Below are 26,975 nucleotides of genomic sequence, written 5' to 3' on the forward strand. Positions count from 1 at the left end.
ATTTGATTTCATCCATGAATAAGCAAAGAGTTGTGTGGTAAGTTTAGGATTTATAGTGTGTTTAAAATAAATAAAAAACTTCAGGTATGTTTGTTGCTAGTACTGGATGTTTTTATATCAGGATCCGCTCATGCTGGTACATTGAAAGATGCTTTAGCTGAAGCTTATGTGTATAATGCCAAATTAAATAGCGAACGTGCTGTCGTACGTATATCAGATGATGATATGGTTGTTGCACGCTCAAATTTTTTGCCGCAAATTGAAGGGATTGGAACCTATGGCCGGAATAATACCGTAACAGGTGGATCTATAGGGATAAAGTTGAGTCAAAGATTATTTGACGGTTTTGTGACGCAAAATACATTTTTTTCAGCTCAAGTTAAAACACAAGCGCAACGTGAATATCTTCGCAATGCTGAACAAAATATGTTTTTGGATGCTGTAACAGCATATGCTAATGTGTATAAAGCACGTCGTATTGCTGATCTTCGTCGAGAAAATTTGGCTGCTCTTGAAGAACAAGTTCGTTCAAATGAAGCAAGGTTAAATGTAGGGGAAGGGGCTCGTGTGGATTTTGCTCAAGCACAGGCGGCGCGTTCTATAGCTGTTTCTGAATTTAGTCTCGCTTGTGCTGATGTGAAGGCAATGGAAGCCATTTATCGTCAAATCATTGGTTCAGATCCTGCACAGTTAGAACGCCCACCAGTGGCGACAGAGCTTCCGGAGAATCTTGATATTGGTTATCAAGTTGGTGATATCATGCATCCAGCGATTCTTTATGCAAGATATTTGACTGATGCCAGTTCTTATAATGTAAAAGCAAAAGAGGGGGCTTTGCTTCCTAGAGTAGATTTTTCCACAACAGTATCTTATAATCGAATTTATAGTGGCCCTGGTGAGAATGGGGTTTCTCAATCGGTTGGAGTTTCATTGAGTGTTCCAATTTTTGAAGGTGGGCGTACATCTGCGCAGGTTCGTCAATCGAAAGAGCAGTTTGAACAGGCTCGTCTCCAACTTACTGTAGCTCAAAATGATGTAAGACAAGCATTAACTGCTGCCTGGTTTCAGTTAGAGGGTGCACGTGCGTCTGTTATTGCTTATCGTGAGAGTGTTCGTGCTGCTGAAATTGCTCTTAAAGGTCGTATTCAAGAAAACCGAGTGGGACAAGCAACTACATTAGATGTTTTGAACTCTCGAACTCAGTTGATTAATGCCCAAATTGCACTGGCAATTGCAGAACGGGATGTTGTGGTTGCAAGCTATAGTGTTCAATCTTCTATTGGAAAATTGACTGCAAATTATTTAGGTTTGAGGACGGTTAAATATACTCGCTGAAACTACAAGCTGTGTGTATATAGTGATTAGCATTTAGGGGGTAAATAAATCAAATTGCTAATGATATTGAAAAATATATTGTTTACATGTAATCTCATTTTAGGCGGGAAAATTCACTTAACTAAGGAAAGAAAGTTGTGTGTGGCATCATATTTCGTATGAAGAGACATGGCAATCTTATAATTCTTTTATTACACTAATGCATTGTTTTGCGTTTTTAAGAGGTTTTTAATATGGTACAGAGTTCAAATGCGTTACGTGAGCCAAGTATGGATGAGATTTTAACATCTATTCGTGAAATCATTGAAGAGAATGCAGTTCAGGCTGATCATTTTGTAAATGAAACCCTTACTGATGCTTCTTCTGAAAAACACTCAGAGGTATCTTCAGAAGATGTTTGTGAAACCACTTTATCAGTTGATGATGCAATGAAAGCTTTGGCTGACCGTATTGGCCTTTCCTCTAATAACCAAGATTTTTCTCTGACTCAAGTGCAAGATAACACAAATGTAGAGGATAATACAGTTAGTATGGGTGTACAAGAAACGAAACTTTCTTCCGAAGAACAGGCTTCTGTTCATAAAACAAAACAATATAATACTAAGGCATTTATATCGCAGCAAGAAAATACAGTTTCTGATTATGTAGAACTATCTCCATATTTTGTCTCTTCTGCAAAGAGAATTGCAGAGGACATTTTACGCCCGGCTATAGCGGAATGGTTACAGCGTCAATTGCCTGTTTTTGTTGAAAAGATTTTGCGTGAAGAGATAGCTAAGACAATTAAGGATTTACCTTAAGTGTTTGTTTGTTACTTTTAGCCATTTGGTATTTTCCTTTTATTGTAAAAACTGATTTATAATTTTATGGGACCATTTTAAGTGGGTGACATTTGCGAATAATGTTTGCTGAGTATTAGGTTGTAAGTTACGTTTTTTAGTGGTGTTATGAGTAAGTGGGTAAAAGAATGATAGAAAAAAACTATGATGCCGCTTCCATAGAGCCACAGATTGCAAAAGAGTGGGAAGCTCATGGTGTTTTTAAAGCGGGGGCTGGTTCAAAACCAGGTGCAGAGCCTTTTTGCGTTATGCTTCCCCCACCGAATGTAACGGGCTCACTTCATATGGGGCACGCTTTAAATACGACAATCCAAGATATTATGGTACGTTTTCAGCGAATGAAGGGTAAAAACGTATTATGGCAACCTGGTTTGGATCATGCAGGGATTGCCACGCAAATGGTTGTTGAACGCCAATTGGCAGAATATCAAGAACCAGCACGTCAAGAAATGGGTAGGGAAAAATTTGTCGAGCGTGTTTGGAAATGGCGTCGTGAGACGGGGGGCATCATTGTTAACCAGCTACGGCGTCTTGGTGTTTCATGTGATTGGTCGCGTGAACGATTTACAATGGATGAGGGGTTGTCTCAAGCTGTTAGTGAAGTGTTTGTTATACTTTATAAGCAAGGGTTGATTTATAAAGACAAGCGTTTGGTTAATTGGGATCCAAAGTTATTAACAGCTATTTCAGATCTTGAGGTGGATTCGAAAGAAATAAAAGGTCATTTGTGGCATTTTAGATATCCGCTTGAAGGTAAAGTTTTTGATCCAAATGATTCAACAACTTTTATAACAGTTGCGACAACGCGACCTGAAACGATGCTTGGTGACACGGGTATTGCGGTTAATCCTGAAGATGATCGTTATAAAAATCTTATAGGTCAAAATGCTATTTTACCACTTGTTGGTCGCAAGTTATTGATTGTTGGTGATTCTTATGCTGATCCTGAAGAGGGAAGTGGTGCTGTAAAAATTACACCGGCACATGACTTTAATGATTTTGCAGTAGGGCAAAGAAATGGCTTGCGCTTAATCAATATTTTAACGCAAAAGGCTGAAGTTTTTTTGCGTGATAATGAGGCATTTTTTGATGGTTTGGTCTTATCGGACAAATTGAAAGCATTAGTGGAGGATTTGGATCGGTGTGATCGTTTTGTTGCACGAAATCAGATCGTATCTTTAATGAAGGAGCGGGGTTATTTTGTAAGCGTTGATGATCATCTGCACACTGTTCCTCATGGTGATAGGAGTGGAGTGCCTATTGAACCATTTTTAACTGATCAATGGTACGTCAATGCTGCAGAATTAGCAAAGCCGGCAGTAGAGGCTGTTCGTCAAGGCAAAACACAATTTGTTCCAGCTAGTTGGGAAAAAACCTATTTCAATTGGATGGAGAATATTCAACCTTGGTGTATTTCTCGCCAATTATGGTGGGGACATCAGATTCCAGCTTGGTATGGCCCTGACGGTGTGATTTTTGTTGAAAAAAGTGAAGAAGAAGCTTTAGTTTCAGCTTTATCTCATTATGGTAGAGAGGTTCAGCTAACGCGTGATCAAGATGTCTTAGATACCTGGTTTTCATCAGCTCTGTGGCCTTTTTCGACGCTAGGTTGGCCACAGAAGACGACAGAATTAAAAACGTTTTATCCAACATCTCTATCGGTTACTGGGTTTGATATTATTTTTTTCTGGGTTGCCCGTATGATGATGATGGGTATTCATTTTATGGGTGAGATACCTTTTCCAACTGTTTATGTACATGCTCTCGTACGGGACCAGACGGGTGCAAAGATGTCAAAGTCGAAGGGAAACGTTATTGATCCACTAGAACTTATTGATCAATATAGCGCAGATGCATTACGTTTCACTTTAGCTATTATGGCAGCACAGGGGCGTGATGTAAAACTTGATTCTTCGCGTGTTGCAGGTTATCGCAATTTTGCTACAAAATTATGGAATGCCACTCGATTTGCAGAAATGAATGGGGTTAGGCATAGTTTGTCTTTTAAGCCGGAAGAAGCAAAACTTACTTTTAATCGTTGGATTGTAACAGAATTATCCAAAACTGTTTCAGCAGTGACTGCTGGTATTGAGAGCTATAAATTTAATGAGGCTGCTAGCGCACTTTATCGATTTGTTTGGAATACATTATGCGATTGGTATCTTGAATTTCTTAAACCTGTGTTTCAAGGTTCAGACGAAGATTCCAAAAAAGAAGCGCAAGCATGTACTGCTTGGGTTCTTGATGAAGTTTATAAACTACTGCATCCTTTTATGCCTCATATCACAGAAAAATTGTGGTCTCTCACAGCAATGTCAGGCATAAAACGTGAAAATATGTTGGCATTGACGCAATGGCCACAGATAGCATTTGTAGATGAAGAAGCTGCAATCGATGTTAATTGGCTTATTGACGTTATTAGTGAAATTCGTTCTGTGCGCTCTGAAATGAATGTTCCAGCGGCTGCGCAAGCACCTCTTATTATTATAGAGGGGGAAGGGACAATACAAAAACGTGTGCAGCGTTATGATACTATTCTTAAAAGATTAGCACGTGTTGAGACAATTTGTTTCTCTGATAAAATTCCATCTGGATCTGCGCAAATTGTTTTAGGAGAGGTGATTTTTTGTTTATCGCTTGAGCAGTTGATTGATTTAAATGCTGAACGTGCCCGTTTGATGAAAGATATCAGTAAAATTGAACAAGATATTGAAAAAATATCAGTTAGGTTAAATAATCCAAAGTTTATAGAGAATGCAAAACTAGAAGTTGTTGAAATTGAACGTAAAAAAATTATAGAACTACGTGCTGCAAAGAACAAAACATCGCTTGCTTTAGAACGTTTGGTTTAACTAAAATTCTTCATTTTTATGAAAGTCAGAAATTATTTAAATGTGACACATTTCATAATTTTTTTCATTACGTATTTTAAAAAGTGAAATTATATAATACTTTATTTTTATTTTAAAAAGGTAATGCATTTTAAATACATGTTTTTTAAGATTTGTAGTGGCACCGATGGTGTCATGAGAGTGGATAACTTTTAATGATAAATAGCTTTAAAATATTCAAAATAGCTACGATGACTATTGCTTTAGGGATTCTTTCTACTGCTTATGCAACGGATGTAAGCGTTTCCCAGAAAGTAACTAACCGTTCATCTGATTTTTTTAAGCGTGGTATGTCTGCTTATAAAAATGGACAAACAGATCAAGCTATTTCAGCTTTACATTGTGCCGCTAATATGGGCCATATTGGTGCGAATTGGAAACTTGGTTATATTTATGCAAATGGCGATGGTGTGCCTCAAAATGATTATAAGGCATATATTTTTTTTGCGCATGTTGTTGAAAAAGGTGCTGATCCTGGCTCGGAGAATGAGAGTTATGTTTCTGATGCATTAGTTAAGCTTGCAAACTATCTTAGAAAAGGTATTCCTGATTCGCCTGTAGAAGCTGATCCTTCTTATGCAGTTGATCTTTACACGCAGGCTGCAACGAATTATAGAAACCCTCAAGCTCAATATTATCTAGGTAACATGCTTTTAAAAGGTGAAGGTGGAGAAAAAAATCCTGTACAAGCAGCCCGATGGTTTCAGCTTTCAGCTAAGAAAGGAAATTCTTCTGCTCAGGCTATGCTCGGAAATATGTTGTTTCAAGCAGGGGAAACGGTTCGTGGTGTAGCAATGTTAACTGCAGCTTATGAAAAGGCTAACACAAAAGATCAAAGTTGGATTCGTCCTATGCAAGAACGAGCTTTTGCTATTTGTGATGAATTTGAACGGCGTACAGCGATGTTGTTAGCTATTGATATTCTTGAAAAAGGTAATTCTTAAACAATTTTATTTGCGATAATACACCTCTAATGTCTATACGTGAAATTTTGGTTTTATGTATAGACTCACAATAAAATGATTTACATATACAATGTAGCAGTTAATGATTGAGAATTTTTGATAAAAATTCTTGTGCACGTGGTGTTCTAGCTTGTGGATCAGAGAAGAATTCTTCTGATGAACAATCTTCAAAAATTGTTCCTTGATCCATGAAAATTACGCGCTTTGATACTTTTTGCGCAAAACTCATTTCATGGGTTACGCAAATCATTGTCATACCTTCTTCTGCTAAGTTGATCATAACATCTAACACTTCACCCACCATTTCGGGATCCAAGGCAGAGGTTGGTTCATCAAAAAGCATAACAAGTGGGTCCATAGTTAAAGCTCGTGCAATAGCAACACGTTGCTGTTGGCCTCCTGAAAGTTGACCGGGGTACTTATTTTTATGTTCGATAAGTCCAACACGTTCAAGATACAATAAACCACGCTCAAGTGCTTCTTTCTTACTGCGTTTTAGAACTTTAATTTGCGCAATTGTTAAATTTTCTGTAACAGATAAATGTGGGAAAAGCTCAAAATGTTGAAATACCATTCCCACATGGCTGCGCAATTTAGGTAAATTTGTTTTTTTTGAGTGCACTGGTACACCATTAATCCAAATTTCGCCTTTTTGAAAAGGTACTAAGGCATTGATGGTTTTAATGAAGGTTGATTTCCCTGAACCTGATGGTCCACAAACTACCACAACCTCCCCTTTATTAATATTGGTTGTGCAATTTTTAAGAATATTAACTTCGCCGTACCAATTGGAAACGTTTTTCATTTCGATCATATGAGTAGACATTTTTTTCCTTATTAGCGAATAATGGATATTTTTTTCTGGAGGTATAAGACTATCTGCGACAATGTAAAACAGATAGCAAAATAGAAAATGGCTGCTAAAATGTAAGCTTCTTGTTTTACACCAAAATTGTTAGAAACAATATCAAAACCGTTTAAAAGACTGTTACCACTAATTGCATAAACAAGTGTTGTGTCTTGAAACAAAATAATAACCTGTGTCAAAAAAACAGGCAGCATGTTTCTGAAGGCTTGGGGAAGAAGTACAATATACATGTTTTGCCAATACGTCATTCCAAGAGCTTGTCCTGCATATTTTTGCCCTTGCGGTATTGAAGAAAGGCCAGCGCGCATGATTTCAGCAAAATAAGCAGCTTCAAATGCAGTAAAAGTAATTAATGCTGATTTATTCGCGCCGATTGACGTTCCCGTTAGGAAAGGTAAGAGCACAAAAAACCATAAGATAACCATAACAAGTGGTATTGAGCGCATGGCAGTTATATAAATTACGGCAAGCGAGGAAAAAAGTTTAATAGAAGAAAGCCGCATCATTGTCAACAATATGCCGAAGATAAATCCAAATATCGTTGCAAAAAGCGTTAGAAAAACACTAAAAAGCAGACCTGGCAGAATATAAGAGAGGAATATATCAAAAGTAAAAAATGAAAAATCAAAGTCTGAAAAATTGAAAGAAAGATAAGGCCAAAAATAAGAATTCATAAAATCTTTCATATTCAACGCCCCCCCGTTTGAAGATTAGGAATTTTAAGCATTTTCTCAATGATTGTCATCATAACAAAAATGAATAAAGCTATAGCAATATAAAGAATAGTAACAATCAAATAGTTTTCATAGACATGACTTACTTCTTCAATTGTTTGGTATTGGAACTGCATTAGTTCGTTAATAGAAACGGCAAATGCTATAGATGAATTTTTTACAATCCCCATTGCTTCTGAAGTTAATGGTGGCAAGATTGTACGAATAGCACGTGGTAATATGATATAGCGATAACTTTGACCAGTAGTAAATCCCATTGCCATGGCTGCATAACGCTGTCCAGAAGAAATAGATTCAATACCTGAACGAACTTGCTCTGCGACACGTGCAGATGTGAAGAATCCTAAAGCACAGGTTATTAATATAATAGGTGAAAAACTTATTGCTGGTGGATAAATTTTAGGGACAACAAAATACCATAAAAACACTTGTACAAGTAGAGGGATATTGCGCATAATTTCTACCCAAACACAACCAATAGCGCGAAAAACGCGGTTGATGATGGAAGTGTGGGGTAAAGTGCGTATTGTCCCTATAATGACACCGACAAATACAGCTAATATTAATGAAGAAACAGATAATATAGCGGTATTTTTAAAGCCATCGAGCAGTGTGTCCAAGTAGGTATGACTTATACCAGGAGTTCCAAGACACCCAATCACTGGTGTTTGATTAAGATCATCTATACAAAGGAAAGAAAAGTCCATTAGTCAGCATTTCCTAAAGTTGTCCATCCCTTAGTAAGGTGGATAAATAGCTGCATTACACATGCTAAATTTATTGAAAAGTTAAAAAAGCACAACCACACTCGGTTTTTGGAGAGTGTGGTTGCTCTTTATCCAAATACTACAAGTTGTTTTCTATATAATGTTCCCGAGGTTTATTGTTGGGATTTTCCCAAGCAAATTTTGTTGATTGGGATAAGGGGAGATTGACAACAGTATTTGTAGGAGGAATTGGCTCCATAAACCATTTATTGTAAAGTTTTTCAAGTGAACCATCTTTAATTTGCCGAATAATACTGTTGTTAATTTCTTGCTCGAGGTTTTTGTCATTTAATCGAAGCATGCAGGCAATAGGTTCAATTGAAAGCACTGTATCGAGAATTATATAATCGAATGGGTTTTTTGATTTAGAAATATGCCCAGAGAGAATTGAAGCATCCATCACAAATGCGTCAGCACGACCAGATTCTAACAACAAAAAGCTATCTCCGTGATCTTTACCTGTTACAACTTTGAAGTTAATGTTCTTTGCGCGTTTATTTTTACGGATAAGCTGAACAGATGTTGTACCGGTAGTGGTTGCGACTGTTTTACCATTTAAATCTTCAATAGATTTAATACCAGAATTTTTCTTTACAGCAATTCTAACTTCTTCAACATAAGTGGTATAAGCAAACGCTGCCTCTTTATTGCGAGAAGAATCATTTGTTGTAGAACCACATTCGAAATCATAGGTTCCGTTTTGTAACAGAGGAATTCGATTTTGTGACGTGATAGGAAGATAATGGATTTTAATTGATTGACCAATTTTTTTTGAAATATCATCAATGATATATTCTGCCATTTCTGTATGAAAACCTGTATATTTACCATTACCAATAGCATAGGCTAAACCTATAGATGATTCGCGAACACCTAAAGTAATTTCTCCTGTTGTTTTAATTTTTTCCAGTGTGTCATTTTGAGCTTGCACCATACTTGTTAGCCCAATAACAATCGCTGCACTAAATGCCAACAGTGATTTTTTCATTATTTCCTCCATTTATTTTATAATTTTTTGTTCTTAATTATTATATTTAAAAATCTTTTGCACGCAATGTAACATGTTTATTATTCAAAGTGGGTATTTTTTTTAAATTATCCTCATAACAAGGTTAAATTTTTAAATTAGAGTTGAGCTCAATCCAAACAGGAACATGGTCTGACGGCCTTTCATATCCTCTTGCTTCAGCTTGACTGTAGGCACAAACAAGTTGATCTGCAGCTTCTGGGGATAATAATAAATGATCAATACGAATACCATTATTTTTTTGCCATGCACCAGCTTGAAAATCCCAAAAACTAAAAGAAGAATCATCTGTAACGTTACGAATAGAATCATAAAAACCTAAATAAACAATGCGCTGGAATGCTTGTCGTGTTTGTGGAAGAAATAAAGCGTCATTCTTCCATTCTTCAGGTTTTTTTGCATCCAATGGGGTTGGGATGACATTATAATCTCCAGCTAGAATAAGGGGATCTTCATATGCAAGTAATGATTTTGCATGTGTATATAATCTCTCCATCCACTTCATTTTATAAAGATGTTTTTCGCTATTGATGGGGTTACCATTCGGAAGATAAAGGGAAACAACACGAACAACCCCTTTATTTGTTGAGTAAACGGCTTCAATATAACGTGCTTGCTCGTCATTGTCATCACCTGGCAATCGACGGATGAGCTCATCAGGTCTTTTTTTAGAAAGAAGTGCAACGCCATTGAAACTTTTTTGTCCATGTGTCTCTATATGATATCCTAAAGTTTCAATTTCATCACGTGGAAAATTTGCATCAATACATTTAATTTCTTGTAAGCAAACTATATCAGGCTGATTTTTCTGCAGCCATTTACATAGTGTGTCATGTCGTGCTTTTATTCCAGCAATGTTCCATGTTGCAATTTTCATCATATTAACTTTTAAGCATTATATATACAATTAGCAAGTGATTACAGAATAGTATGTTGGAAACTCTCTAATATATTGCAGTTATTTTTTTTGGATGGAATTATTACAGCAGCAACTTTCTTTACAGTTTTTTTCTTTAAAAACCAAATTTGTAAAAGTGCTGTAATGTTATTTATTTTCATTTTTACAAACTTTCTGCTGTTTAATACTTGACGAATGTATATGTTCTCGTTATTAAAAATCATCATGACCGATGTGAGAGTGATTAATATTTTAGGGTTTCGCCCTGGGATTCATGTCAAACAGAGTTTGTTTTAAAAAATTTAAAAACCAATACTAGTGCAAGAGGCTAATGCCTCCTCTGCTTTTAGTCGGGTAGGCTATCTATATAAGCGTGCCCGGCTTTGTGTGTAAGCTTAAGTCTTTATTCCAATTGTATCGGGATAGGCATTACATTAATAAAGTAAAGAAGCCCAAATGGGCGAGATGAACGTAGATTGAAAAAGGAAGGTTGTATGCCTACCGTAAACCAGTTGATTCGCAAACCACGTGTAGCGCCGGTTAAGCGTAATAAAGTTCCTGCCCTTCAGGCGAACCCGCAAAAACGTGGCGTTTGTACTCGTGTCTATACAACGACACCGAAGAAGCCTAATTCTGCCCTTCGTAAAGTTGCTAAGGTTCGTTTAACAAATGGATTCGAGGTTATTGGTTATATTCCTGGTGAGGGACATAATCTTCAAGAACACTCTGTTGTGATGATTCGTGGCGGTCGTGTAAAGGATTTACCCGGAGTTCGTTATCACATTATTCGTGGTTTGCTTGATACACAGGGTGTTAAAAATCGTAAACAGCGCCGTTCAAAATATGGCGCAAAACGTCCGAAATAAATACTGAGAGACAAAGCCAATGTCCCGTCGCCATAGAGCAGAAAAACGTGAAATTAATCCAGATCCTAAGTTTGGTGATTTGGTCATTACAAAGTTTATGAATGCCATTATGTTTGATGGTAAAAAATCTGTTGCTGAGCGCATTGTTTATGGTGCACTTGATGCGGTTGAGAGTAAAGTAAAAACAGATCCTGTAGCTTTGTTTCATCAGGCATTAGAAAATGTTGCTCCACATATTGAAGTTCGTTCGCGCCGTGTTGGTGGTGCTACTTATCAAGTTCCGATAGATGTTCGTCCTGATCGTCGTCAAGCTCTTGCTATTCGTTGGTTAATTGTGGCGGCGCGTGGACGTAATGAGACGACAATGATTGATCGTCTTTCTGGAGAGTTGGTGGATGCGGCTAATAATCGTGGTTCTGCAGTAAAAAAGCGTGAGGATGTGCACCGTATGGCTGAGGCTAACCGTGCATTTTCTCATTATCGCTGGTAGGTATATTGTAAATCTAAGGCAAATAGAATGGCTCGCGAATATAAAATCGAAGACTATCGTAATTTTGGTATTATGGCGCATATTGATGCGGGTAAGACCACGATGACTGAGCGTATTTTGTTCTATACTGGTAAAAATCATAAAATTGGTGAAACTCATGATGGTGCTTCTACAATGGATTGGATGGAGCAAGAGCAAGAGCGTGGTATTACAATTACATCTGCTGCGACAACAACTTTTTGGAAAGGGCGTGATGGCCGGAGCAGACGTTTTAATATTATTGATACGCCAGGGCACGTTGATTTTACAATTGAAGTTGAGCGTTCTTTACGTGTTCTTGATGGTGCGATAGCTTTATTAGATGCTAATGCTGGTGTAGAGCCTCAAACGGAAACGGTTTGGCGGCAGGCTGAGAAATATCATGTACCACGCATGGTTTTTGTTAATAAAATGGATAAAATTGGAGCTGACTTCTATCGTAGTGTAGAAATGGTTGGTTCGCGATTGGGTGCTAAGGCGCTTGTTATTCAGTTGCCAATTGGTTCTGAGAATGATTTTGAAGGCGTTGTTGATCTTATTGAGATGAAGGCGTTGAAGTGGGATGGTTCTATTGGTGCTTCGGCTACAGTAGGTGAAATTCCAGTCGAATTGAAAGAAAAAGCAGAGGAATATCGTGAGAAATTAGTTGAAATGGCAGTTGAAGTTGATGAGGCTGCTATGGAGGGTTATTTGGATGGTGTTATGCCAACCGATGAGCAGCTTATGGCTCTTATTCGTAAGGGGACAATAGAGGTTCAGTTTCATCCAGTTCTTTGTGGTACTGCCTTTAAAAATAAAGGGATTCAACCGCTATTAGATGCTATTGTTTCTTATCTTCCTTCTCCGATTGATGTTCCGGCTATTAATGGTATTGATGTTAAAACTGAAGCTGAAACAACGCGTGAGTCTTCAGATGATGCCCCACTTTCTATGCTTGCTTTTAAGATTATGAATGATCCATTTGTTGGGTCATTAACTTTCTGTCGTATTTATTCTGGTAAGGTTCAGAGAGGTATTTCTCTTGAAAATACAGTGAAAGGAAAAAAGGAACGTTTAGGACGTATGCTTCAGATGCACTCAAATTCTCGTGAAGATATTGAGGAGGCGTTTGCAGGTGATATTGTTGCTCTTGCGGGCCTTAAGGAAACGACGACAGGTGATACTCTTTGTGATCCTTTGAAGCCTGTTATTCTGGAAAGAATGGAGTTTCCTGAGCCTGTTATTGAGATTGCGATTGAACCGAAAACGAAAGCAGATCAAGAAAAAATGGGTATTGCACTTAATCGTTTGGCTGCGGAAGATCCTTCATTTCGTGTTAAATCAGATGAAGAATCTGGTCAAACAATTATAGCTGGAATGGGAGAGTTGCATCTTGATATTATTGTTGATCGTATGCGGCGTGAATTTAAGGTTGAAGCTAATGTAGGTCAACCACAAGTTGCTTATCGTGAAACAATTACGAAAGTTGCGGAAATTGACTATACTCATAAAAAACAGTCTGGTGGTGCTGGGCAGTTTGCTCGTGTGAAGATTATTTTTGAGCCTCATGACGGTGATGATTTTGTATTTGAATCAAAAATTGTTGGTGGTGCTGTTCCTAAAGAATATATTCCAGGTGTTCAGAAGGGTATTGAAAGCGTTATGGGATCAGGGCCTCTTGCAGGTTTTCCCATGCTTGGTGTGAAGGCTACTCTAATTGATGGTGGTTATCATGATGTTGATTCTTCTGTTTTAGCTTTTGAAATTGCTGCGCGCGCAGCTTTTCGAGAGGGGGCACAAAAGGCAGGTGCACAGCTTCTTGAACCAATCATGAAGGTGGAGGTTGTGACTCCAGAGGATTATATGGGAGATGTAATTGGTGATTTAAATTCTCGCCGAGGTCAAATTTCAGGTACTGAGGTGCGCGGCATTGCGACAGTAGTAAATGCGATGGTTCCTTTGGCGAATATGTTTGGTTATGTAAACACGCTTCGTTCAATGAGTCAGGGGCGTGCTCAGTATACAATGCAATTTAATCATTATGAGCCTGTTCCTTTAGCTGTGGCGCAGGAAATTCAGAAAAAATACGCGTGATCTTTCGATTACGTATTAATTTTAAACTTAGTCCTTGATTTGGACAGAAAATGGAGAGCTCAAATGGCAAAGAGCAAATTTGAACGTACGAAGCCGCATGTTAATATAGGAACGATAGGTCACGTTGACCATGGGAAGACGTCATTAACAGCGGCGATTACGAAGTATTTTGGTGAATTTAAAGCGTATGACCAAATTGATGCGGCGCCTGAGGAGCGTGCGCGTGGAATTACCATTTCAACAGCGCATGTTGAATATGAAACAGAGCAGCGTCACTATGCGCATGTTGATTGTCCAGGCCACGCGGATTATGTGAAGAACATGATCACAGGTGCGGCGCAAATGGACGGGGCGATTTTGGTTGTTTCAGCAGCTGATGGTCCGATGCCTCAGACGCGTGAGCATATTTTGTTGGCACGTCAGGTTGGTGTTCCTGCGATTGTAGTTTTTTTAAATAAGGTTGATCAGGTTGATGATGCTGAACTTTTAGAACTTGTTGAGCTTGAAGTTCGGGAGCTTCTTTCGAAATATGACTTTCCTGGTGATGATATACCGATAATTAAAGGTTCTGCATTAGCAGCTCTTGAGGATTCAGATAAAAGTATAGGTGAGGATGCGGTTCGTCGTTTGATGAATGAGGTTGATAATTATATCCCAACGCCTGAGCGTCCGGTTGATCAACCATTTTTGATGCCTATAGAGGATGTTTTTTCGATTTCTGGGCGTGGAACGGTTGTAACGGGTCGTGTTGAGCGTGGAATTATTAAAGTTGGTGAAGAAATCGAGATTATAGGTATTCGTCCGACTTCTAAGACGACGGTTACAGGTGTTGAGATGTTCCGTAAGCTTTTAGATCAAGGTCAGGCAGGTGATAATATCGGTGCATTGCTTCGTGGTATTGATCGTGAAGGTATTGAGCGTGGACAAGTTTTAGCGAAGCCTGGTTCTGTTACGCCCCATACCAAGTTTAAAGCTGAGGCTTATATTTTGACGAAAGATGAGGGGGGTCGTCATACACCGTTTTTCACGAATTATCGTCCACAGTTTTATTTCCGCACCACGGATGTGACAGGAATTGTTACACTTCCAGAAGGTACGGAAATGGTTATGCCGGGTGATAATGTTGCAATGGATGTTTCTTTGATTGTTCCGATTGCAATGGAAGAGAAGCTTCGTTTCGCTATCCGTGAAGGGGGGCGTACTGTCGGAGCTGGTATCGTTTCTAAGATTATTGAATAATATCAATAAATTATCAGAAGTGTTTTTAGTGTTAGAGTTGCTCCGTATGACAGGGAAATAAGAATATGAATGGTCAGAATATCCGCATTCGCTTAAAGGCGTTTGATCACCGGATTCTTGATGCGTCGACGCGTGAAATTGTGTCGACCGCCAAGCGTACTGGCGCCAATGTCCGTGGTCCCATTCCGCTTCCGACGCGGATTGAGAAGTTTACGGTCAATCGTGGGCCACACATTGATAAGAAAAGTCGTGAGCAATTTGAGATGCGCACACATAAGCGTCTTCTTGATATTGTTGATCCCACACCGCAAACGGTGGATGCTCTTATGAAGCTCGACCTTTCTGCTGGTGTGGATGTAGAAATTAAGCTCTGAGGTTTGAAGACAGAAGGAACAAACCCGATGCGTTCAGGTGTAATAGCACAAAAACTGGGTATGACCCGTATATATAATGAGGCTGGTGAGCATGTACCAGTGACAGTACTTCGTTTGGAGAATTGTCAGGTTATTGCTCAGCGTACAGTTGAGAAGAATGGTTATACTGCTGTTCAATTAGGTGTGGGGTTTGCGAAAGTTAAAAATATTTCGCGAGCTCTCCGTGGGCATTTTGCTAAGGCTATGGTTGAACCAAAAGCTAAGGTAGTGGAATTTCGTGTTAGTCCCGATAATTTGCTTGATGTAGGTACTGAGATTACAGTGGAACACTTTATTCCAGGGCAAAGAGTTGATGTAACGGGTACAAGTATCGGTAAAGGTTTTGCCGGTGTTATGAAGCGGCATAATTTTGGTGGGCATCGTGCTTCACATGGTAATTCAATTACACATCGTGCTCATGGTTCAACAGGGCAATGTCAAGACCCGGGTAAAGTATTTAAAGGTAAAAAAATGGCTGGTCATATGGGGCAAGTACGTGTGACGACGCAAAATATCGAAGTTATTTCTACTGATATTGATCGTGGTTTGATTTTGGTGCGTGGTGCTGTCTCTGGTTCTAAAGGGGCTTGGATTTTAGTGCGTGATGCTGTAAAGAAGCGTCTTCCTGATAATGCGCCAAAGCCTGCTGGGATTCGTCGCTCTGTCGAGAAAAAGACTGAATCATCTACTCCGGTGGTAGAGGCCTCTAAAGTTGAGGAGGCTGAATAATGGATCTTGTAATTAAAACTCTTGACGGCAACGAAGCTGGTAAGTTAAAAGTTTCTAAACATATTTTTGGCCTCGCTCCGCGTGAAGATATTCTCCAGCGTGTTGTTCGTTGGCAGCTTGCACGTCGTCAGCAAGGAGCGCATCAGTCACAGGGGCGTTCGGATGTAGCTCGGACAGGTGCAAAAATGTTTAAACAAAAAGGAACTGGACGTGCCCGGCATTCATCTGCTCGCGCACCGCAGTTTCGAGGTGGTGGTAAAGCACATAGTCCAATGGCTCGTAGTCACGTACATATTCTTCCTAAGAAGAGTCGTGCACTTGGGCTGTGTCTTGCTTTATCAGTAAAACTAAAGACAAATGATTTGATTGTAGTTGATGAACTTAATGTTCAGGATGCTAAAACTAAAGTACTTGCTAAGAGTTTTTCTAAGCTTGGTTTTAATAATGCCCTGTTAATTGGTGGAAAAGAAATAAATATGAATTTTTCTCGTGCAGCATCTAATATCCCTAATATTGATGTTTTACCGGTTCAGGGGATTAATGTTTATGATATTTTGCGTCGCAATAAGCTTGTTTTATCGAAGGCAGCTGTTGAGGCTCTTGAGGAGCGTTTCAAATGACGGATCTTCGACACTATGATGTAATTATTAGTCCGGTTATTACTGAGAAATCGACTATGATTTCTGAATATAATCAAGTTGTTTTTAATGTTGCACCAAAAGCGATGAAACCTGAAATCAAAGCAGCTATTGAGGCGCTTTTTAATGTTAAGGTTAAGGCGGTTAACACAACGATTCGTAAGGGTAAAGTAAAGCGTTTCAAAGGTGTTGTTGGTCGACAGAATGATGTCAAAAAAGCGATTGTGACATTGGCTAAAGGTTACTCAATTGACCTTTCGACAGGTCTTTAATAAGGCTCGGAGATAAGAATAATGGCACTTAAGCACTTTAATCCAACAACACCCGGGCAACGTCAGCTTGTTATTGTGGAGCGTTCTGATCTTCATAAGGGTAAATCTGTAAAGACGCTGACTGGGGGGTTGTCGTCAAAGGGTGGGCGTAATAATTATGGTAGAGTTACAGCCCGTTTTCAAGGTGGGGGGCATAAGCGTAGCTATCGATTTGTTGATTTTAAGCGCCTTAAGCGTGATATGTCTGCAAAAGTTGAGCGTTTGGAGTATGATCCAAATCGTACTGCTTTTATTGCATTGATTCGTTATGAAGATGGTCAATTAAGTTATATTCTTGCGCCTCAGCGTCTTGGTATTGGTGATTTGGTTATTACTGGTTCAAATGTTGATATTAAGCCAGGTAATGCAATGCCTCTTTGTAATATGCCAGTGGGTACGATTATCCATAACGTTGAGATGAAACCTGGTAAAGGTGGTCAGATTGCACGTTCAGCAGGGGCTTATGCACAGCTAGTTGGGCGAGATCAGGGAATGGCTATTCTTCGTCTTAATTCTGGGGAGCAGCGTTTGGTTCCTGGTGGTTGCTTTGCAACCGTTGGTGCTGTTTCAAATCCTGATCACGGAAATATTAATGATGGTAAAGCTGGTCGGTCACGTTGGCGTGGAAAGCGTCCTCATGTTCGTGGTGTCGCTATGAATCCAGTGGATCATCCACATGGTGGTGGTGAGGGGCGTACATCGGGTGGTCGTCACCCTGTATCTCCTTGGGGTAAGCCTACGAAAGGTAAGCGTACACGCTCCAATAAAGCTACTAGTAAATTTATTATGCGTTCACGTCATCAACGTAAGAAGTAAGAGAGGTAGTCTAACGTGGTTCGTTCAGTTTGGAAAGGTCCGTTTGTTGACGGCTATCTTCTTGGGAAAGCAGAGAAGGTACGTGCAAGTGGGCGTAATGAAGTTATTAAAATGTGGAGTCGTCGTTCTACTATTCTGCCGCAATTTGTTGGTTTGACTTTTGGTGTTTACAACGGCAATAAACATATTCCTGTTTCTGTTTCTGAAGAAATGGTTGGGCATAAATTTGGCGAATTCGCTCCTACTCGAACCTATTATGGTCATGGTGCGGATAAGAAAGCAAAAAGGAAGTAGTAATGGGCAAAGCTAAAGTTCCGCGCCAACTTAAGGACAATGAAGCGAAGGCTGTTGCTCGAACGGTTCGTGTTAGTCCACAAAAGCTTAACCTGGTTGCTGCGATGATTCGTGGTAAAAGGGTTAATACGGCGTTGGCTGATTTAACATTTTCACGTAAACGTATCGCTCAGACAGTTAGAAAAACTCTTGAGTCAGCGATCGCGAATGCGGAAAATAACCATGATCTTGATATTGATTCATTGATTGTTTCAGAAGCGCATGTTGGTAAATCTATAGTAATGAAACGTTTTCATGTTCGTGGTCGTGGGCGTTCTAGCCGAATTGAGCGTCCATTTTCGCATCTTACTATTATTGTTCGTGAAGTTACCGAAAAAGAGGAGGCTGCGTAATGGGGCAGAAGATCAATCCAATAGGGCTTCGTCTTGGAGTTAATCGAACTTGGGATTCACGTTGGTATGCTAATAATGGTGAATATGGACGTCTCCTTCATGAAGATTTAAAAATTCGTTTATATGTGATTGAAGAACTGAAGCAAGCGGCTATTTCTAAGGTTGTTATTGAACGTCCTCATAAAAAGTGTCGTATTATAATTCACTCAGCACGCCCTGGTCTTATTATTGGTAAAAAGGGTGCTGATATTGAAAAGCTTCGTTGTAAACTTTCAGAAATGACGAATGCGGAGACTTCACTAAATATTATTGAGATTCGTAAGCCGGAAATTGATGCAACAATCATTGCACAATCAATCGCTCAGCAGCTTGAGCGTCGTGTTGCTTTTCGGCGTGCAATGAAACGTGCTGTTCAATCCGCTATGCGTCTTGGAGCGGAAGGTATTCGCATTAATTGTTCTGGTCGTCTTGGTGGTGCTGAAATTGCTCGTATGGAATGGTATCGTGAAGGTCGTGTTCCACTTCATACTTTGCGTGCCGATGTGGATTATGGTACAGCAGAGGCTAAAACGGCGTATGGTATTTGTGGTGTTAAAGTTTGGGTTTTTAAAGGCGAGATCCTTGAACATAATCCAATGGCTTCGGAAAGTCGTACTATGGAAAGTGATCATTCAGGAGTTTCGTCGAGTCGCCGCCGTGAAAATACTTGATTTTTATGGTTGAATTGAGATTTGGAGTAAAGAGTAATGTTGCAGCCAAAGCGCACAAAATTTCGTAAGCAATTCAAAGGCCGTATTCACGGTGTTGCGAAAGGTGGTACGGATTTGAACTTCGGTGCTTACGGTCTGAAGGCTATTGAGCCAGAGCGTATTACTGCGCGCCAAATTGAAGCGGCGCGTCGTGCTATTACACGTTACATGAAGCGTTCTGGTCGTGTATGGATTCGGATTTTTCCAGATCTTCCAGTTACATCTAAGCCGACTGAAGTTCGTATGGGTAAGGGTAAGGGAAGTGTTGATTATTGGGCAGCGCGTGTTTCTCCTGGGCGCGTTATGTTTGAGCTTGACGGGATTCCTGAGGATGTAGCACGTGAAGCTCTTAGATTGGGTGCTGCAAAGTTGCCTGTTAAGACTCGTTTTGTTCAACGAATTGCTGAATAAAGAGGTTAAGCGATGAAAGCCGAAGAATTACGGGCGCAAACGCTCGACCAAATGAAAGATGAGTTGGCTAAGTTAAAGAAAGAGCAGTTTAATCTGCGTTTTCAGAAAGCGACAGGTCAATTAGAAAAAACCGCACGTGTTAAGCAAGTTCGTCGTAACATTGCGCGTATTAAAACTTTTCTTCGTCAGAAGATGGATGGAAACAAGGTTTAAGGAAATAAGAGATGCCTAAACGCATTTTGCAAGGCGTTGTCGTTAGCGACAAGAATGATAAAACTGTAGTTGTTAAAGTGGAGCGTCGTTATTCTCATCCGCTTCTCCAAAAGACGGTTCGACAGTCTAAAAAATACAAGGCGCATGACGAGAACAATCGGTTCAAAATCGGAGATCAGATTTCTATTCAAGAATCTAAACCGATTTCGAAAGATAAGCGTTGGATTGTTGTTGTAGACAGTGTAACGTGATTAACCAGGCTAATTGTTTTAAAATTTAACATTGGTTTTTTCCATTGGGTAAATTTTGATAACCATAGCTTCATTGTTGTTTGACAGGCAAGTCCGGATGTGCCAAAGGCATCGTCGGATTTAAACATTAAGAAAAGGTGGTGGCCAGTCATGATTCAGATGCAAACAAACCTCGACGTTGCTGATAATTCTGGTGCTCGTCGTGTCATGTGCATCAAGGTGCTGGGCGGTTCAAAGCGGAAATATGCTTCGGTCGGTGACATTGTTGTTGTTTCGGTTAAGGATGTTATTCCCCGTGGCCGTGTTAGAAAAGGTGATGTGATGAAAGCTGTGGTAGTTCGTACTGCCAAGGATATTCGTCGTGCGGATGGTAGTGTAATTCGTTTTGATAGAAATGCCGCTGTTTTGGTGGATAATAAAAAAGAGCCTATTGGTACGCGTATTTTTGGGCCTGTTCCTCGCGAACTTCGTGGTAAAAACCACATGAAGATCATTTCACTCGCTCCTGAAGTGTTGTAAGGAGTAAATATCGTGCAAAAGATTCGAAAAGGTGATAAAGTTATCGTTTTATCTGGGAAAGATAAAGGTCGTAGCGGTGAAGTTATTAAGGTGAATCCCAAAAATAGCAGCGCTTTTGTTCTTGGAATTAATGTAGTTAAACGTCATCAGCGTCAAACACAAACACAAGAAGCTGGAATTATTTCTAAGGAGGCGCCTATTCATTTGTCTAATTTGGCGGTTGTTGATCCTAAAGATGGTAAACCTACACGTATAGGTTTTCGTGTAAATGCAGATGGTAATAAAGTTCGTGTTGCCAAACGGTCGGGAGAACTGATTAATGGCTAAAGAAAAACAGAAACCGCGTATGAAGACGCATTATCTTGAAGTTGTTCGTAAAATGCTTCAAGAGAAGTTTAACTATAAAAACGAAATGCAAATTCCACGCGTTGATAAAATTGTGATTAATATGGGGATTGGTGAGGCGACTGCTGATTCCAAAAAACCATCTATTGCAGCTGAAGATCTGACATTAATAACAGGTCAGAGAGCTGTAGTTACCTATGCGCGTAATTCTATTGCGAGTTTTAAGGTTCGTGAAAAAATGCCGCTTGGAGCTAAGGTTACATTACGTAAAGATCGTATGTTTGAGTTTTTGGACCGTCTTATTACGATTGCCCTTCCACGGGTTCGTGATTTTCGTGGTTTGAATCCAAAAAGCTTTGATGGTCATGGCAATTTTGCTATGGGTATTAAAGAGCACATTGTGTTTCCAGAAATCAATTATGATAAAGTTGATCAGATTTGGGGCATGGATATTATCGTTTGTACGACAGCAAAAACGGATGATGAAGCGCGTGAATTATTGCGTGCTTTTAATTTTCCATTTCGCTTGTAACGGCAGACGTAGTGAGGTGAGATTATGGCCAAAGTAAGCGCCGTTGAGAAAAATAAACATCGTGTTGTGATGGCAAAGCGTTATGCTGCGCGTCGTGCGCGTTTGAAAGCAATTGTGATGGATCAGAAGGTTTCGCTTGAAGAGCGTTTTAAAGCTTCTATTCGGTTGGCGGAACTGCCGCGTAATTCTGCAAAGGTCCGTATTCGTAATCGTTGTGAAGTTTCGGGGCGTCCAAGAGCTTATTATCGTAAATTAAAAATGTCGCGGATTGCGCTACGTGAACTTGGTTCTCTAGGCCATATTCCTGGTATTGTTAAGTCTAGTTGGTAAGAGGAGATAACAAGATGTCTATGTCAGATCCTCTTGGTGATATGTTAACACGTATTCGTAATGCGCTTAGCCGTAAAAAGGGTAAAGTGGTTACGCCTGCTTCTAAGCTTCGTAGGCGGGTGCTTGATGTTTTACAGTCTGAAGGTTATATTCGTGGATACAATCAGGTTGATTTTGGTAAAGGGAAATCCGAAATCGAGATTGAATTGAAGTATTTTGAAGGTTCAGCTGTTATTCGTGAGATTTCACGTGTTTCAAAACCTGGTCGCCGTGTGTATGTTTCTGCTAAGTCTATTCCTCAGGTAGCAAATGGTCTTGGTATTTCAATTTTGTCGACTCCTAAAGGAGTAATGGCAGATCATGAAGCGCGTGAACAAAATGTCGGTGGAGAAATTCTCTGTCGTGTTTTCTGATTGATTGTAAGCAAACGAAAGTAAAACAGGTTAAAACAATGTCTCGTATTGGAAAAAGGCCTATTCCGGTTCCTCTTGGAGTTACTGCTACTGTTGAAGGTCAGTTGATTAAGGCAAAAGGTCCAAAAGGTGAACTGAGCTACGTCGTTAATGATGAAGTTTTGGTTAAGCTTGAGGAAAATGTTGTGTCGGTTTTACCGCGTGATCAATCAAAGGATGCACGCTCTAAATGGGGTATGTCGCGTTCAATGATTGAGAATATTTTTTGCGGTGTGAAAGATGGTTTTGAGAAGAAACTTGAGATCAACGGCGTTGGTTATCGTGCTGCTTTACAGGGTAAGGATATTCAATTATCATTAGGCTTTTCCCATGATGTTATTTATAAAGTACCATCTGGTGTTACTGTAACAGTTCCTAAGCCGACAGAAATTATTGTTTCTGGAATTGATAAGCAGCAAGTTGGGCAAGTTGCGGCAGAAATTCGTGAATATCGTGGACCCGAGCCTTATAAAGGTAAAGGTATAAAATATGTAGATGAACGTATCGTTCGTAAAGAAGGTAAAAAGAAGTAAGGGTTTTGCGTTATGGTTTCATCTAAAAAGACTATTCAGCGCCGTGCGCAACGTGTTCGTCGTCAAATTAGAGCTGTCACTAATGGTCGTCCGAGACTTAGTGTTTACCGCTCAAATCAGAATATTTATGCACAAATTATTGATGATTTACGTGGGTGTACGCTTGCTTCTGCATGTACTCTTGAAGGAGAATTGAGAAAATCTTTAAAAAGCGGTTCTGATAAAGCGGCCGCTTTCGCTGTTGGTAAATTAATTGCTGAACGTGCAAAAAAAGCTGGTGTTAATGAAGTTGTTTTTGATCGTGGGGCATATGTTTATCATGGTCGAGTGAAGGTTTTAGCTGAAGCTGCTCGTGAGGGCGGTTTGATTTTTTAAAATGTCTTGTTTAGAGATTCTGCTAAAAAGATATTTTTAGTGTTTCATATGAGTTCCTTAATTTAATGTTGAGGATTCGTTAAGGTGCTTCCGGAAAAGAAAAAGGAATGAGGAATGGCACAAAAAGAACGTAATGATCGCGATGAGCGTCGAAATGAAAATAATAGTGAATTTGTTGATAAACTTGTGCACATTAATCGTGTTGCTAAAGTTGTAAAGGGTGGACGACGTTTTGGGTTTGCTGCTCTTGTTGTTGTTGGAGACCAAAAAGGACGTGTTGGTTTTGGTCATGGTAAGGCGCGTGAAGTGCCTGAAGCAATTCGTAAGGCTACAGACTCTGCGAAGCGTGAAATGATTTATGTTCCGCTTCGATCTGGACGCACATTACATCATGATGTTGAAGGTTGTCATGGAGCTGGTCGTGTGTTATTGCGCTCAGCTTCTGCTGGTACTGGTATTATTGCTGGTGGGCCAATGCGTGCTATTTTTGAAACTCTTGGTGTGCAGGATGTCGTTGCTAAATCATTGGGTTCATCAAATCCGTATAATATGGTTCGTGCAACTTTTGATGCTTTAAAGCGTCAGATGCACCCTAAAGATATTGCGGCGCAACGTGGTATTAAATATTCAACTTTACAGTTGCGTCGCCAGCATTTGATTGGTTCAGAGGAATAATTTCTGAGGTTTGTCAGAAAAGGAATTAAAAATGGTTCAAAAAAAATCTCAGATTGGCAAAACTGTAACGGTGGAGCAAATTGGAAGTCCGATTCGAAAGCCGGAAACTCAGCGTGCAACGTTAAAGGGACTTGGATTAAATAAGATGCGTCGTCGTCGCACTTTAGAGGATACACTTTGTGTGCGAGGTATGATTGCTAAAGTTTCCCACTTTGTTCGGGTTGTAGATGAAGGTTAGAATAGAAGGTCGCAGGAGTATAGAATATGAAACTCAACGAACTGCGTGATCGCGAAGGCGCAACAAAGAATCGTAAGCGTATTGGACGCGGTATTGGTTCGGGTAGTGGTAAAACTGGTGGTCGCGGTGTTAAAGGGCAAAAATCGCGTTCTGGTGTATCGCTTAATGGTTTTGAGGGTGGGCAGATGCCTATCTATCGTCGTTTGCCAAAGCGTGGATTTAAAAATTCCTCTGCCAAAATTTATAATGAAGTTTCATTAGGTCGAATTCAACGAGCGATTGATGCAGGAAAGTTAAATATTGAAAAACCGGTTGATGTATTTGTGCTAAAAGAAGCTGGTATCGTTCGTCGTGTAAAAGATGGTGTTCGTCTTCTTTCTGATGGTGAGTTGAAAGCTAAGATTGTATTTAATGTTTCTGGTGCTTCTAAGATTGCTTGTGTAAAGATTGAAAAAGTTGGTGGTCAGATTAATCTTCTTGAATCTGTCCAATAAGTTCATTTTGATAAATAGTAGTTGGCCTGGAAGGGAGTATCTGTAACTCATTCTAGGCCATTATTTATAGAGACCATTTAAGTTTTGCGTTTATTTTTATATAACATAGATAGAATGTTAGGGTTATTGTTGTGTAAGCAACGAGTTGGGGTATAAACTGGAGAGATTTTATGGCATCAGCTGCAGAACAACTTGCTTCCAATATAAATTTTGGTACTTTTTCACGTGCGACTGAATTAAAAAAACGTATTTGGTTTACTCTAGCTGCACTTCTTGTGTATCGTTTTGGTACTTATATTTCTTTACCTGGCATTAATATTGATGCTTTACGGCAAACGTTTGAACAGCATGCGTCTGGTGTATTGGGGTTGGTGAATATGTTCGCTGGAGGTGCTGTTGGGCGGATGGCGATTTTCGCACTAGGAATTATGCCTTATATATCAGCATCAATTATTGTGCAGTTGCTAACTTCAATTATTCCTTCATTAGAATCTCTTAAAAAAGAGGGTGAATTAGGCCGTAAAATTATCAATCAATACACTCGTTACATAACGGTAGTATTAGCTGTTCTGCAGGCTTTTGGTGTTGCGGTTGCGCTTGAAACTGGTATAGGAACAGGACTTCAAATTGTTTTGGAGCCAGGTGTAATGTTTCGTATTTCTGCTGTCATTACGTTGGTTGGTGGGACGATGTTTTTAATGTGGCTTGGCGAGCAGATTACATCACGTGGTGTTGGTAATGGGGTTTCTCTCATTATTTTTACAGGTATTGTGGCTAATTTCCCTTCCACTTTTGCTCAACTTTTGACCACACATAGTCAAGCTGATTTATCAACTTTTTTATTAATAGCAATTGTTCTTATTATTGTTTTTGTTGTTGGATTTATTGTCTTTATAGAACGTGCACAGCGACGGATTCTTATTCAATATCCAAAACGTCAAGTTGGTAATCAGATGTTTCAGAGTGATATGTCACATCTGCCTTTAAAGTTGAATACTGCTGGAATTATTCCTCCAATTTTTGCCTCATCTTTGTTATTGTTGCCTGCAACTATTAATAATTTTTCTGATAAAATGCCGCAGTGGATTCAGACTATTTCTTTTTCTCTTGGTCATGGGCAACCACTTTATATGATAATTTATGCGGCTTTGATGGCATTTTTTTGTTTTTTTTATACAGCTATTGTATTTAATCCTAGTGATACAGCAGATCAATTAAAAAAACATTTGGGTTTTATTCCTGGAATTCGCCCTGGTGAACGTACAGCTGAATATATTGATTATGTTTTGACACGTATCACTGTTGTCGGTGCGATTTATATTATTCTAGTTTGTTTGCTGCCGGAGTTTATGATATCAGCACTGCATGTTCCTTTTTATCTTGGGGGCACCTCCTTGCTTATTGTCGTTACTGTTACACTTGATACAGTTTCTCAAATTCAGGGGCATCTCATTGCACACCAATATGAAGGGTTGATTAAAAAATCAAAGCTCCGTGGAGGCAAAAGGAATCGATGAGAATTATTTTTTTAGGGCCTCCTGGCGCTGGTAAGGGTACTCAAGCTAAAATATTGAGCGCATACTATAACATTCCTCAATTATCAACAGGCGATATGTTGCGTGAAGCCGTTATAGCAGAAAAAGAAATTGGAAAAAAAGCTAAAGCCATTATAGAAAGTGGTGCTTTGGTATCTGATGATGTTGTTAATCAAATTGTGTCAGATCGTATTGATGAGAATGATTGTGTAAACGGTTTTATATTGGATGGATATCCGCGTACTGTTGGGCAAGCAGAAGCATTACAACAAATTTTGCAATCAAAAGATATGCAGCTTAATGCTGTTATTGAGTTTGTTATTGATGAAAAGGCTTTGGTTGAGCGCATGAAGAGACGTGTCGAAGAAACGATTGCTATTGGTGGAGAGGTTCGTTCAGATGATAATCCTAATTCTTTTGCAAAACGGCTAGTTGAATATCGTGAAAAAACAGCTCCTTTGTCAGAATTTTATTTGAAAACAGGTTTGTTAAAAAAGGTTGATGGAATGGCTGGTGTTTCTGATGTATCACGTGCAATTAGAGAATTCCTTAAATAAGAAATTTTTTTAAAAATAAATGAAAAGAGTTGACTTTTATAGTAAAATCTATCAAAAGCTGCTTTATTTCAGTAAAAAATGGGATTTGGGGTATGTTGGAGCCGAGATCATTTCTTTGTTTCTATAAAGTACTTCAAGTATT

Annotated in this window: 36 protein-coding genes; 31 read left to right on the forward strand and 5 right to left on the reverse strand. The window is 39.3% G+C overall.

Features of this window, described 5'->3' with window-relative positions:
- The first annotated feature begins 57 nt into the window (after nucleotides 1–57).
- The 4 genes from ME3_RS03050 (at nucleotide 58) to ME3_RS03065 (ending at nucleotide 6,009) form a co-directional block, all read left to right on the forward strand.
- A complete protein-coding gene (locus ME3_RS03050) occupies nucleotides 58–1,335 on the forward strand; it encodes a TolC family outer membrane protein (RefSeq protein WP_007477033.1) in 1,278 nt (425 codons plus the stop codon).
- Between the two features lie 233 nt (nucleotides 1,336–1,568).
- Nucleotides 1,569–2,135, forward strand: coding sequence for a DUF2497 domain-containing protein (locus ME3_RS03055; RefSeq protein ID WP_007477034.1), 567 nt, complete (start codon nucleotides 1,569–1,571; stop codon nucleotides 2,133–2,135).
- Between the two features lie 167 nt (nucleotides 2,136–2,302).
- Nucleotides 2,303–5,026: a valine--tRNA ligase gene (locus ME3_RS03060; RefSeq protein ID WP_007477037.1), complete on the forward strand. Its 2,724-nt coding sequence runs from the start codon at nucleotides 2,303–2,305 to the stop codon at nucleotides 5,024–5,026.
- 194 nt (nucleotides 5,027–5,220) lie between these two features.
- Nucleotides 5,221–6,009 carry a tetratricopeptide repeat protein gene (locus tag ME3_RS03065; RefSeq protein ID WP_007477040.1) on the forward strand — a complete coding sequence of 263 codons (789 nt, stop codon included), beginning with the start codon at nucleotides 5,221–5,223 and terminating at the stop codon, nucleotides 6,007–6,009.
- Nucleotides 6,010–6,109: 100 nt separating this feature from the next.
- Here the strand turns inward: ME3_RS03065 and ME3_RS03070 are convergent, their stop codons facing one another.
- The 5 genes from ME3_RS03070 to xth all read right to left on the reverse strand — a co-directional run bounded on the left by ME3_RS03070 (nucleotide 6,110) and on the right by xth (nucleotide 10,303).
- A complete protein-coding gene (locus ME3_RS03070; protein WP_007477042.1) occupies nucleotides 6,110–6,856 on the reverse strand; it encodes an amino acid ABC transporter ATP-binding protein in 747 nt (248 codons plus the stop codon).
- A gap of 11 nt (nucleotides 6,857–6,867) precedes the next feature.
- On the reverse strand, nucleotides 6,868–7,584 hold the full coding sequence (locus ME3_RS03075) for an amino acid ABC transporter permease (RefSeq protein WP_007477044.1): 717 nt from the start codon (nucleotides 7,582–7,584) through the stop codon (nucleotides 6,868–6,870).
- 2 nt (nucleotides 7,585–7,586) lie between these two features.
- Entirely contained in the window at nucleotides 7,587–8,339 is a 753-nt protein-coding gene (locus ME3_RS03080; RefSeq protein WP_007477046.1) for an amino acid ABC transporter permease, read from the reverse strand.
- A gap of 139 nt (nucleotides 8,340–8,478) precedes the next feature.
- On the reverse strand, nucleotides 8,479–9,387 hold the full coding sequence (locus ME3_RS03085; protein WP_007477048.1) for a transporter substrate-binding domain-containing protein: 909 nt from the start codon (nucleotides 9,385–9,387) through the stop codon (nucleotides 8,479–8,481).
- A 124-nt stretch (nucleotides 9,388–9,511) separates the two neighbouring features.
- A complete protein-coding gene (gene xth / locus ME3_RS03090) occupies nucleotides 9,512–10,303 on the reverse strand; it encodes an exodeoxyribonuclease III (RefSeq protein ID WP_039952528.1) in 792 nt (263 codons plus the stop codon).
- 515 nt (nucleotides 10,304–10,818) lie between these two features.
- Between xth and rpsL the strand changes: the two genes are divergently transcribed.
- From rpsL to ME3_RS03225, 27 genes are all read left to right on the forward strand, one after another.
- Nucleotides 10,819–11,190 carry a 30S ribosomal protein S12 gene (gene rpsL / locus ME3_RS03095; protein ID WP_007477052.1) on the forward strand — a complete coding sequence of 124 codons (372 nt, stop codon included), beginning with the start codon at nucleotides 10,819–10,821 and terminating at the stop codon, nucleotides 11,188–11,190.
- Between the two features lie 19 nt (nucleotides 11,191–11,209).
- Nucleotides 11,210–11,680, forward strand: a complete 471-nt coding sequence (gene rpsG, locus ME3_RS03100; protein ID WP_007477054.1) for a 30S ribosomal protein S7 — start codon at nucleotides 11,210–11,212, stop codon at nucleotides 11,678–11,680.
- Between the two features lie 27 nt (nucleotides 11,681–11,707).
- On the forward strand, nucleotides 11,708–13,792 hold the full coding sequence (fusA, locus tag ME3_RS03105; RefSeq protein ID WP_007477056.1) for an elongation factor G: 2,085 nt from the start codon (nucleotides 11,708–11,710) through the stop codon (nucleotides 13,790–13,792).
- A 63-nt stretch (nucleotides 13,793–13,855) separates the two neighbouring features.
- Entirely contained in the window at nucleotides 13,856–15,031 is a 1,176-nt protein-coding gene (gene tuf / locus ME3_RS03110) for an elongation factor Tu (RefSeq protein ID WP_007477058.1), read from the forward strand.
- Between the two features lie 65 nt (nucleotides 15,032–15,096).
- Nucleotides 15,097–15,405 carry a 30S ribosomal protein S10 gene (rpsJ, locus tag ME3_RS03115; RefSeq protein WP_007477064.1) on the forward strand — a complete coding sequence of 103 codons (309 nt, stop codon included), beginning with the start codon at nucleotides 15,097–15,099 and terminating at the stop codon, nucleotides 15,403–15,405.
- A 27-nt stretch (nucleotides 15,406–15,432) separates the two neighbouring features.
- A complete protein-coding gene (gene rplC, locus ME3_RS03120; RefSeq protein WP_007477065.1) occupies nucleotides 15,433–16,173 on the forward strand; it encodes a 50S ribosomal protein L3 in 741 nt (246 codons plus the stop codon).
- On the forward strand, nucleotides 16,173–16,793 hold the full coding sequence (gene rplD / locus ME3_RS03125; protein ID WP_007477066.1) for a 50S ribosomal protein L4: 621 nt from the start codon (nucleotides 16,173–16,175) through the stop codon (nucleotides 16,791–16,793). The genes rplC and rplD overlap by 1 nt, the downstream gene beginning before the upstream one ends.
- Nucleotides 16,790–17,083, forward strand: coding sequence for a 50S ribosomal protein L23 (locus ME3_RS03130; protein ID WP_007477067.1), 294 nt, complete (start codon nucleotides 16,790–16,792; stop codon nucleotides 17,081–17,083). Before rplD ends, ME3_RS03130 begins: the two co-directional genes overlap by 4 nt.
- A 21-nt stretch (nucleotides 17,084–17,104) precedes the next feature.
- Nucleotides 17,105–17,938 carry a 50S ribosomal protein L2 gene (gene rplB / locus ME3_RS03135; RefSeq protein ID WP_007477068.1) on the forward strand — a complete coding sequence of 278 codons (834 nt, stop codon included), beginning with the start codon at nucleotides 17,105–17,107 and terminating at the stop codon, nucleotides 17,936–17,938.
- Between the two features lie 15 nt (nucleotides 17,939–17,953).
- On the forward strand, nucleotides 17,954–18,232 hold the full coding sequence (gene rpsS / locus ME3_RS03140) for a 30S ribosomal protein S19 (RefSeq protein ID WP_007477069.1): 279 nt from the start codon (nucleotides 17,954–17,956) through the stop codon (nucleotides 18,230–18,232).
- A 2-nt stretch (nucleotides 18,233–18,234) separates the two neighbouring features.
- On the forward strand, nucleotides 18,235–18,624 hold the full coding sequence (gene rplV, locus ME3_RS03145; protein WP_007477070.1) for a 50S ribosomal protein L22: 390 nt from the start codon (nucleotides 18,235–18,237) through the stop codon (nucleotides 18,622–18,624).
- Nucleotides 18,624–19,334: a 30S ribosomal protein S3 gene (rpsC, locus tag ME3_RS03150; protein ID WP_007477071.1), complete on the forward strand. Its 711-nt coding sequence runs from the start codon at nucleotides 18,624–18,626 to the stop codon at nucleotides 19,332–19,334. Before rplV ends, rpsC begins: the two co-directional genes overlap by 1 nt.
- A gap of 36 nt (nucleotides 19,335–19,370) precedes the next feature.
- Nucleotides 19,371–19,784 carry a 50S ribosomal protein L16 gene (rplP, locus tag ME3_RS03155; protein ID WP_007477072.1) on the forward strand — a complete coding sequence of 138 codons (414 nt, stop codon included), beginning with the start codon at nucleotides 19,371–19,373 and terminating at the stop codon, nucleotides 19,782–19,784.
- A gap of 12 nt (nucleotides 19,785–19,796) precedes the next feature.
- On the forward strand, nucleotides 19,797–19,997 hold the full coding sequence (rpmC, locus tag ME3_RS03160; protein WP_007477073.1) for a 50S ribosomal protein L29: 201 nt from the start codon (nucleotides 19,797–19,799) through the stop codon (nucleotides 19,995–19,997).
- Nucleotides 19,998–20,008: 11 nt separating this feature from the next.
- On the forward strand, nucleotides 20,009–20,248 hold the full coding sequence (gene rpsQ, locus ME3_RS03165; protein ID WP_007477074.1) for a 30S ribosomal protein S17: 240 nt from the start codon (nucleotides 20,009–20,011) through the stop codon (nucleotides 20,246–20,248).
- Nucleotides 20,249–20,398: 150 nt separating this feature from the next.
- Entirely contained in the window at nucleotides 20,399–20,767 is a 369-nt protein-coding gene (gene rplN / locus ME3_RS03170) for a 50S ribosomal protein L14 (protein ID WP_007477075.1), read from the forward strand.
- Nucleotides 20,768–20,779: 12 nt separating this feature from the next.
- The gene (gene rplX / locus ME3_RS03175; RefSeq protein ID WP_007477076.1) at nucleotides 20,780–21,094 is read left to right on the forward strand and encodes a 50S ribosomal protein L24; all 315 of its coding nucleotides are present in this window, start codon (nucleotides 20,780–20,782) and stop codon (nucleotides 21,092–21,094) included.
- Nucleotides 21,087–21,644 (forward strand): 50S ribosomal protein L5, encoded by a 558-nt coding sequence (gene rplE / locus ME3_RS03180; RefSeq protein WP_007477077.1) that lies wholly within the window; start codon nucleotides 21,087–21,089, stop codon nucleotides 21,642–21,644. The genes rplX and rplE overlap by 8 nt, the downstream gene beginning before the upstream one ends.
- A gap of 24 nt (nucleotides 21,645–21,668) precedes the next feature.
- Nucleotides 21,669–21,974: a 30S ribosomal protein S14 gene (gene rpsN, locus ME3_RS03185; RefSeq protein WP_007477078.1), complete on the forward strand. Its 306-nt coding sequence runs from the start codon at nucleotides 21,669–21,671 to the stop codon at nucleotides 21,972–21,974.
- A gap of 14 nt (nucleotides 21,975–21,988) precedes the next feature.
- Complete coding sequence (gene rpsH / locus ME3_RS03190; RefSeq protein WP_007477079.1) at nucleotides 21,989–22,387, forward strand: 30S ribosomal protein S8; 399 nt, start codon at nucleotides 21,989–21,991, stop codon at nucleotides 22,385–22,387.
- 38 nt (nucleotides 22,388–22,425) lie between these two features.
- On the forward strand, nucleotides 22,426–22,959 hold the full coding sequence (rplF, locus tag ME3_RS03195) for a 50S ribosomal protein L6 (protein ID WP_007477080.1): 534 nt from the start codon (nucleotides 22,426–22,428) through the stop codon (nucleotides 22,957–22,959).
- Nucleotides 22,960–22,971: 12 nt separating this feature from the next.
- Nucleotides 22,972–23,334, forward strand: a complete 363-nt coding sequence (rplR, locus tag ME3_RS03200; RefSeq protein ID WP_007477081.1) for a 50S ribosomal protein L18 — start codon at nucleotides 22,972–22,974, stop codon at nucleotides 23,332–23,334.
- A gap of 114 nt (nucleotides 23,335–23,448) precedes the next feature.
- Nucleotides 23,449–24,009 (forward strand): 30S ribosomal protein S5, encoded by a 561-nt coding sequence (gene rpsE / locus ME3_RS03205; RefSeq protein WP_007477082.1) that lies wholly within the window; start codon nucleotides 23,449–23,451, stop codon nucleotides 24,007–24,009.
- Between the two features lie 31 nt (nucleotides 24,010–24,040).
- Entirely contained in the window at nucleotides 24,041–24,247 is a 207-nt protein-coding gene (gene rpmD, locus ME3_RS03210) for a 50S ribosomal protein L30 (RefSeq protein ID WP_007477083.1), read from the forward strand.
- A 26-nt stretch (nucleotides 24,248–24,273) separates the two neighbouring features.
- Nucleotides 24,274–24,741 carry a 50S ribosomal protein L15 gene (gene rplO / locus ME3_RS03215; protein ID WP_007477084.1) on the forward strand — a complete coding sequence of 156 codons (468 nt, stop codon included), beginning with the start codon at nucleotides 24,274–24,276 and terminating at the stop codon, nucleotides 24,739–24,741.
- Nucleotides 24,742–24,911: 170 nt separating this feature from the next.
- The gene (secY, locus tag ME3_RS03220; RefSeq protein ID WP_007477085.1) at nucleotides 24,912–26,258 is read left to right on the forward strand and encodes a preprotein translocase subunit SecY; all 1,347 of its coding nucleotides are present in this window, start codon (nucleotides 24,912–24,914) and stop codon (nucleotides 26,256–26,258) included.
- On the forward strand, nucleotides 26,255–26,833 hold the full coding sequence (locus tag ME3_RS03225; protein WP_007477087.1) for an adenylate kinase: 579 nt from the start codon (nucleotides 26,255–26,257) through the stop codon (nucleotides 26,831–26,833). The genes secY and ME3_RS03225 overlap by 4 nt, the downstream gene beginning before the upstream one ends.
- Nucleotides 26,834–26,975: the final 142 nt, after the last annotated feature.

The organism is Bartonella melophagi K-2C, from assembly GCF_000278255.1.
Lineage (GTDB): Bacteria > Pseudomonadota > Alphaproteobacteria > Rhizobiales > Rhizobiaceae > Bartonella > Bartonella melophagi.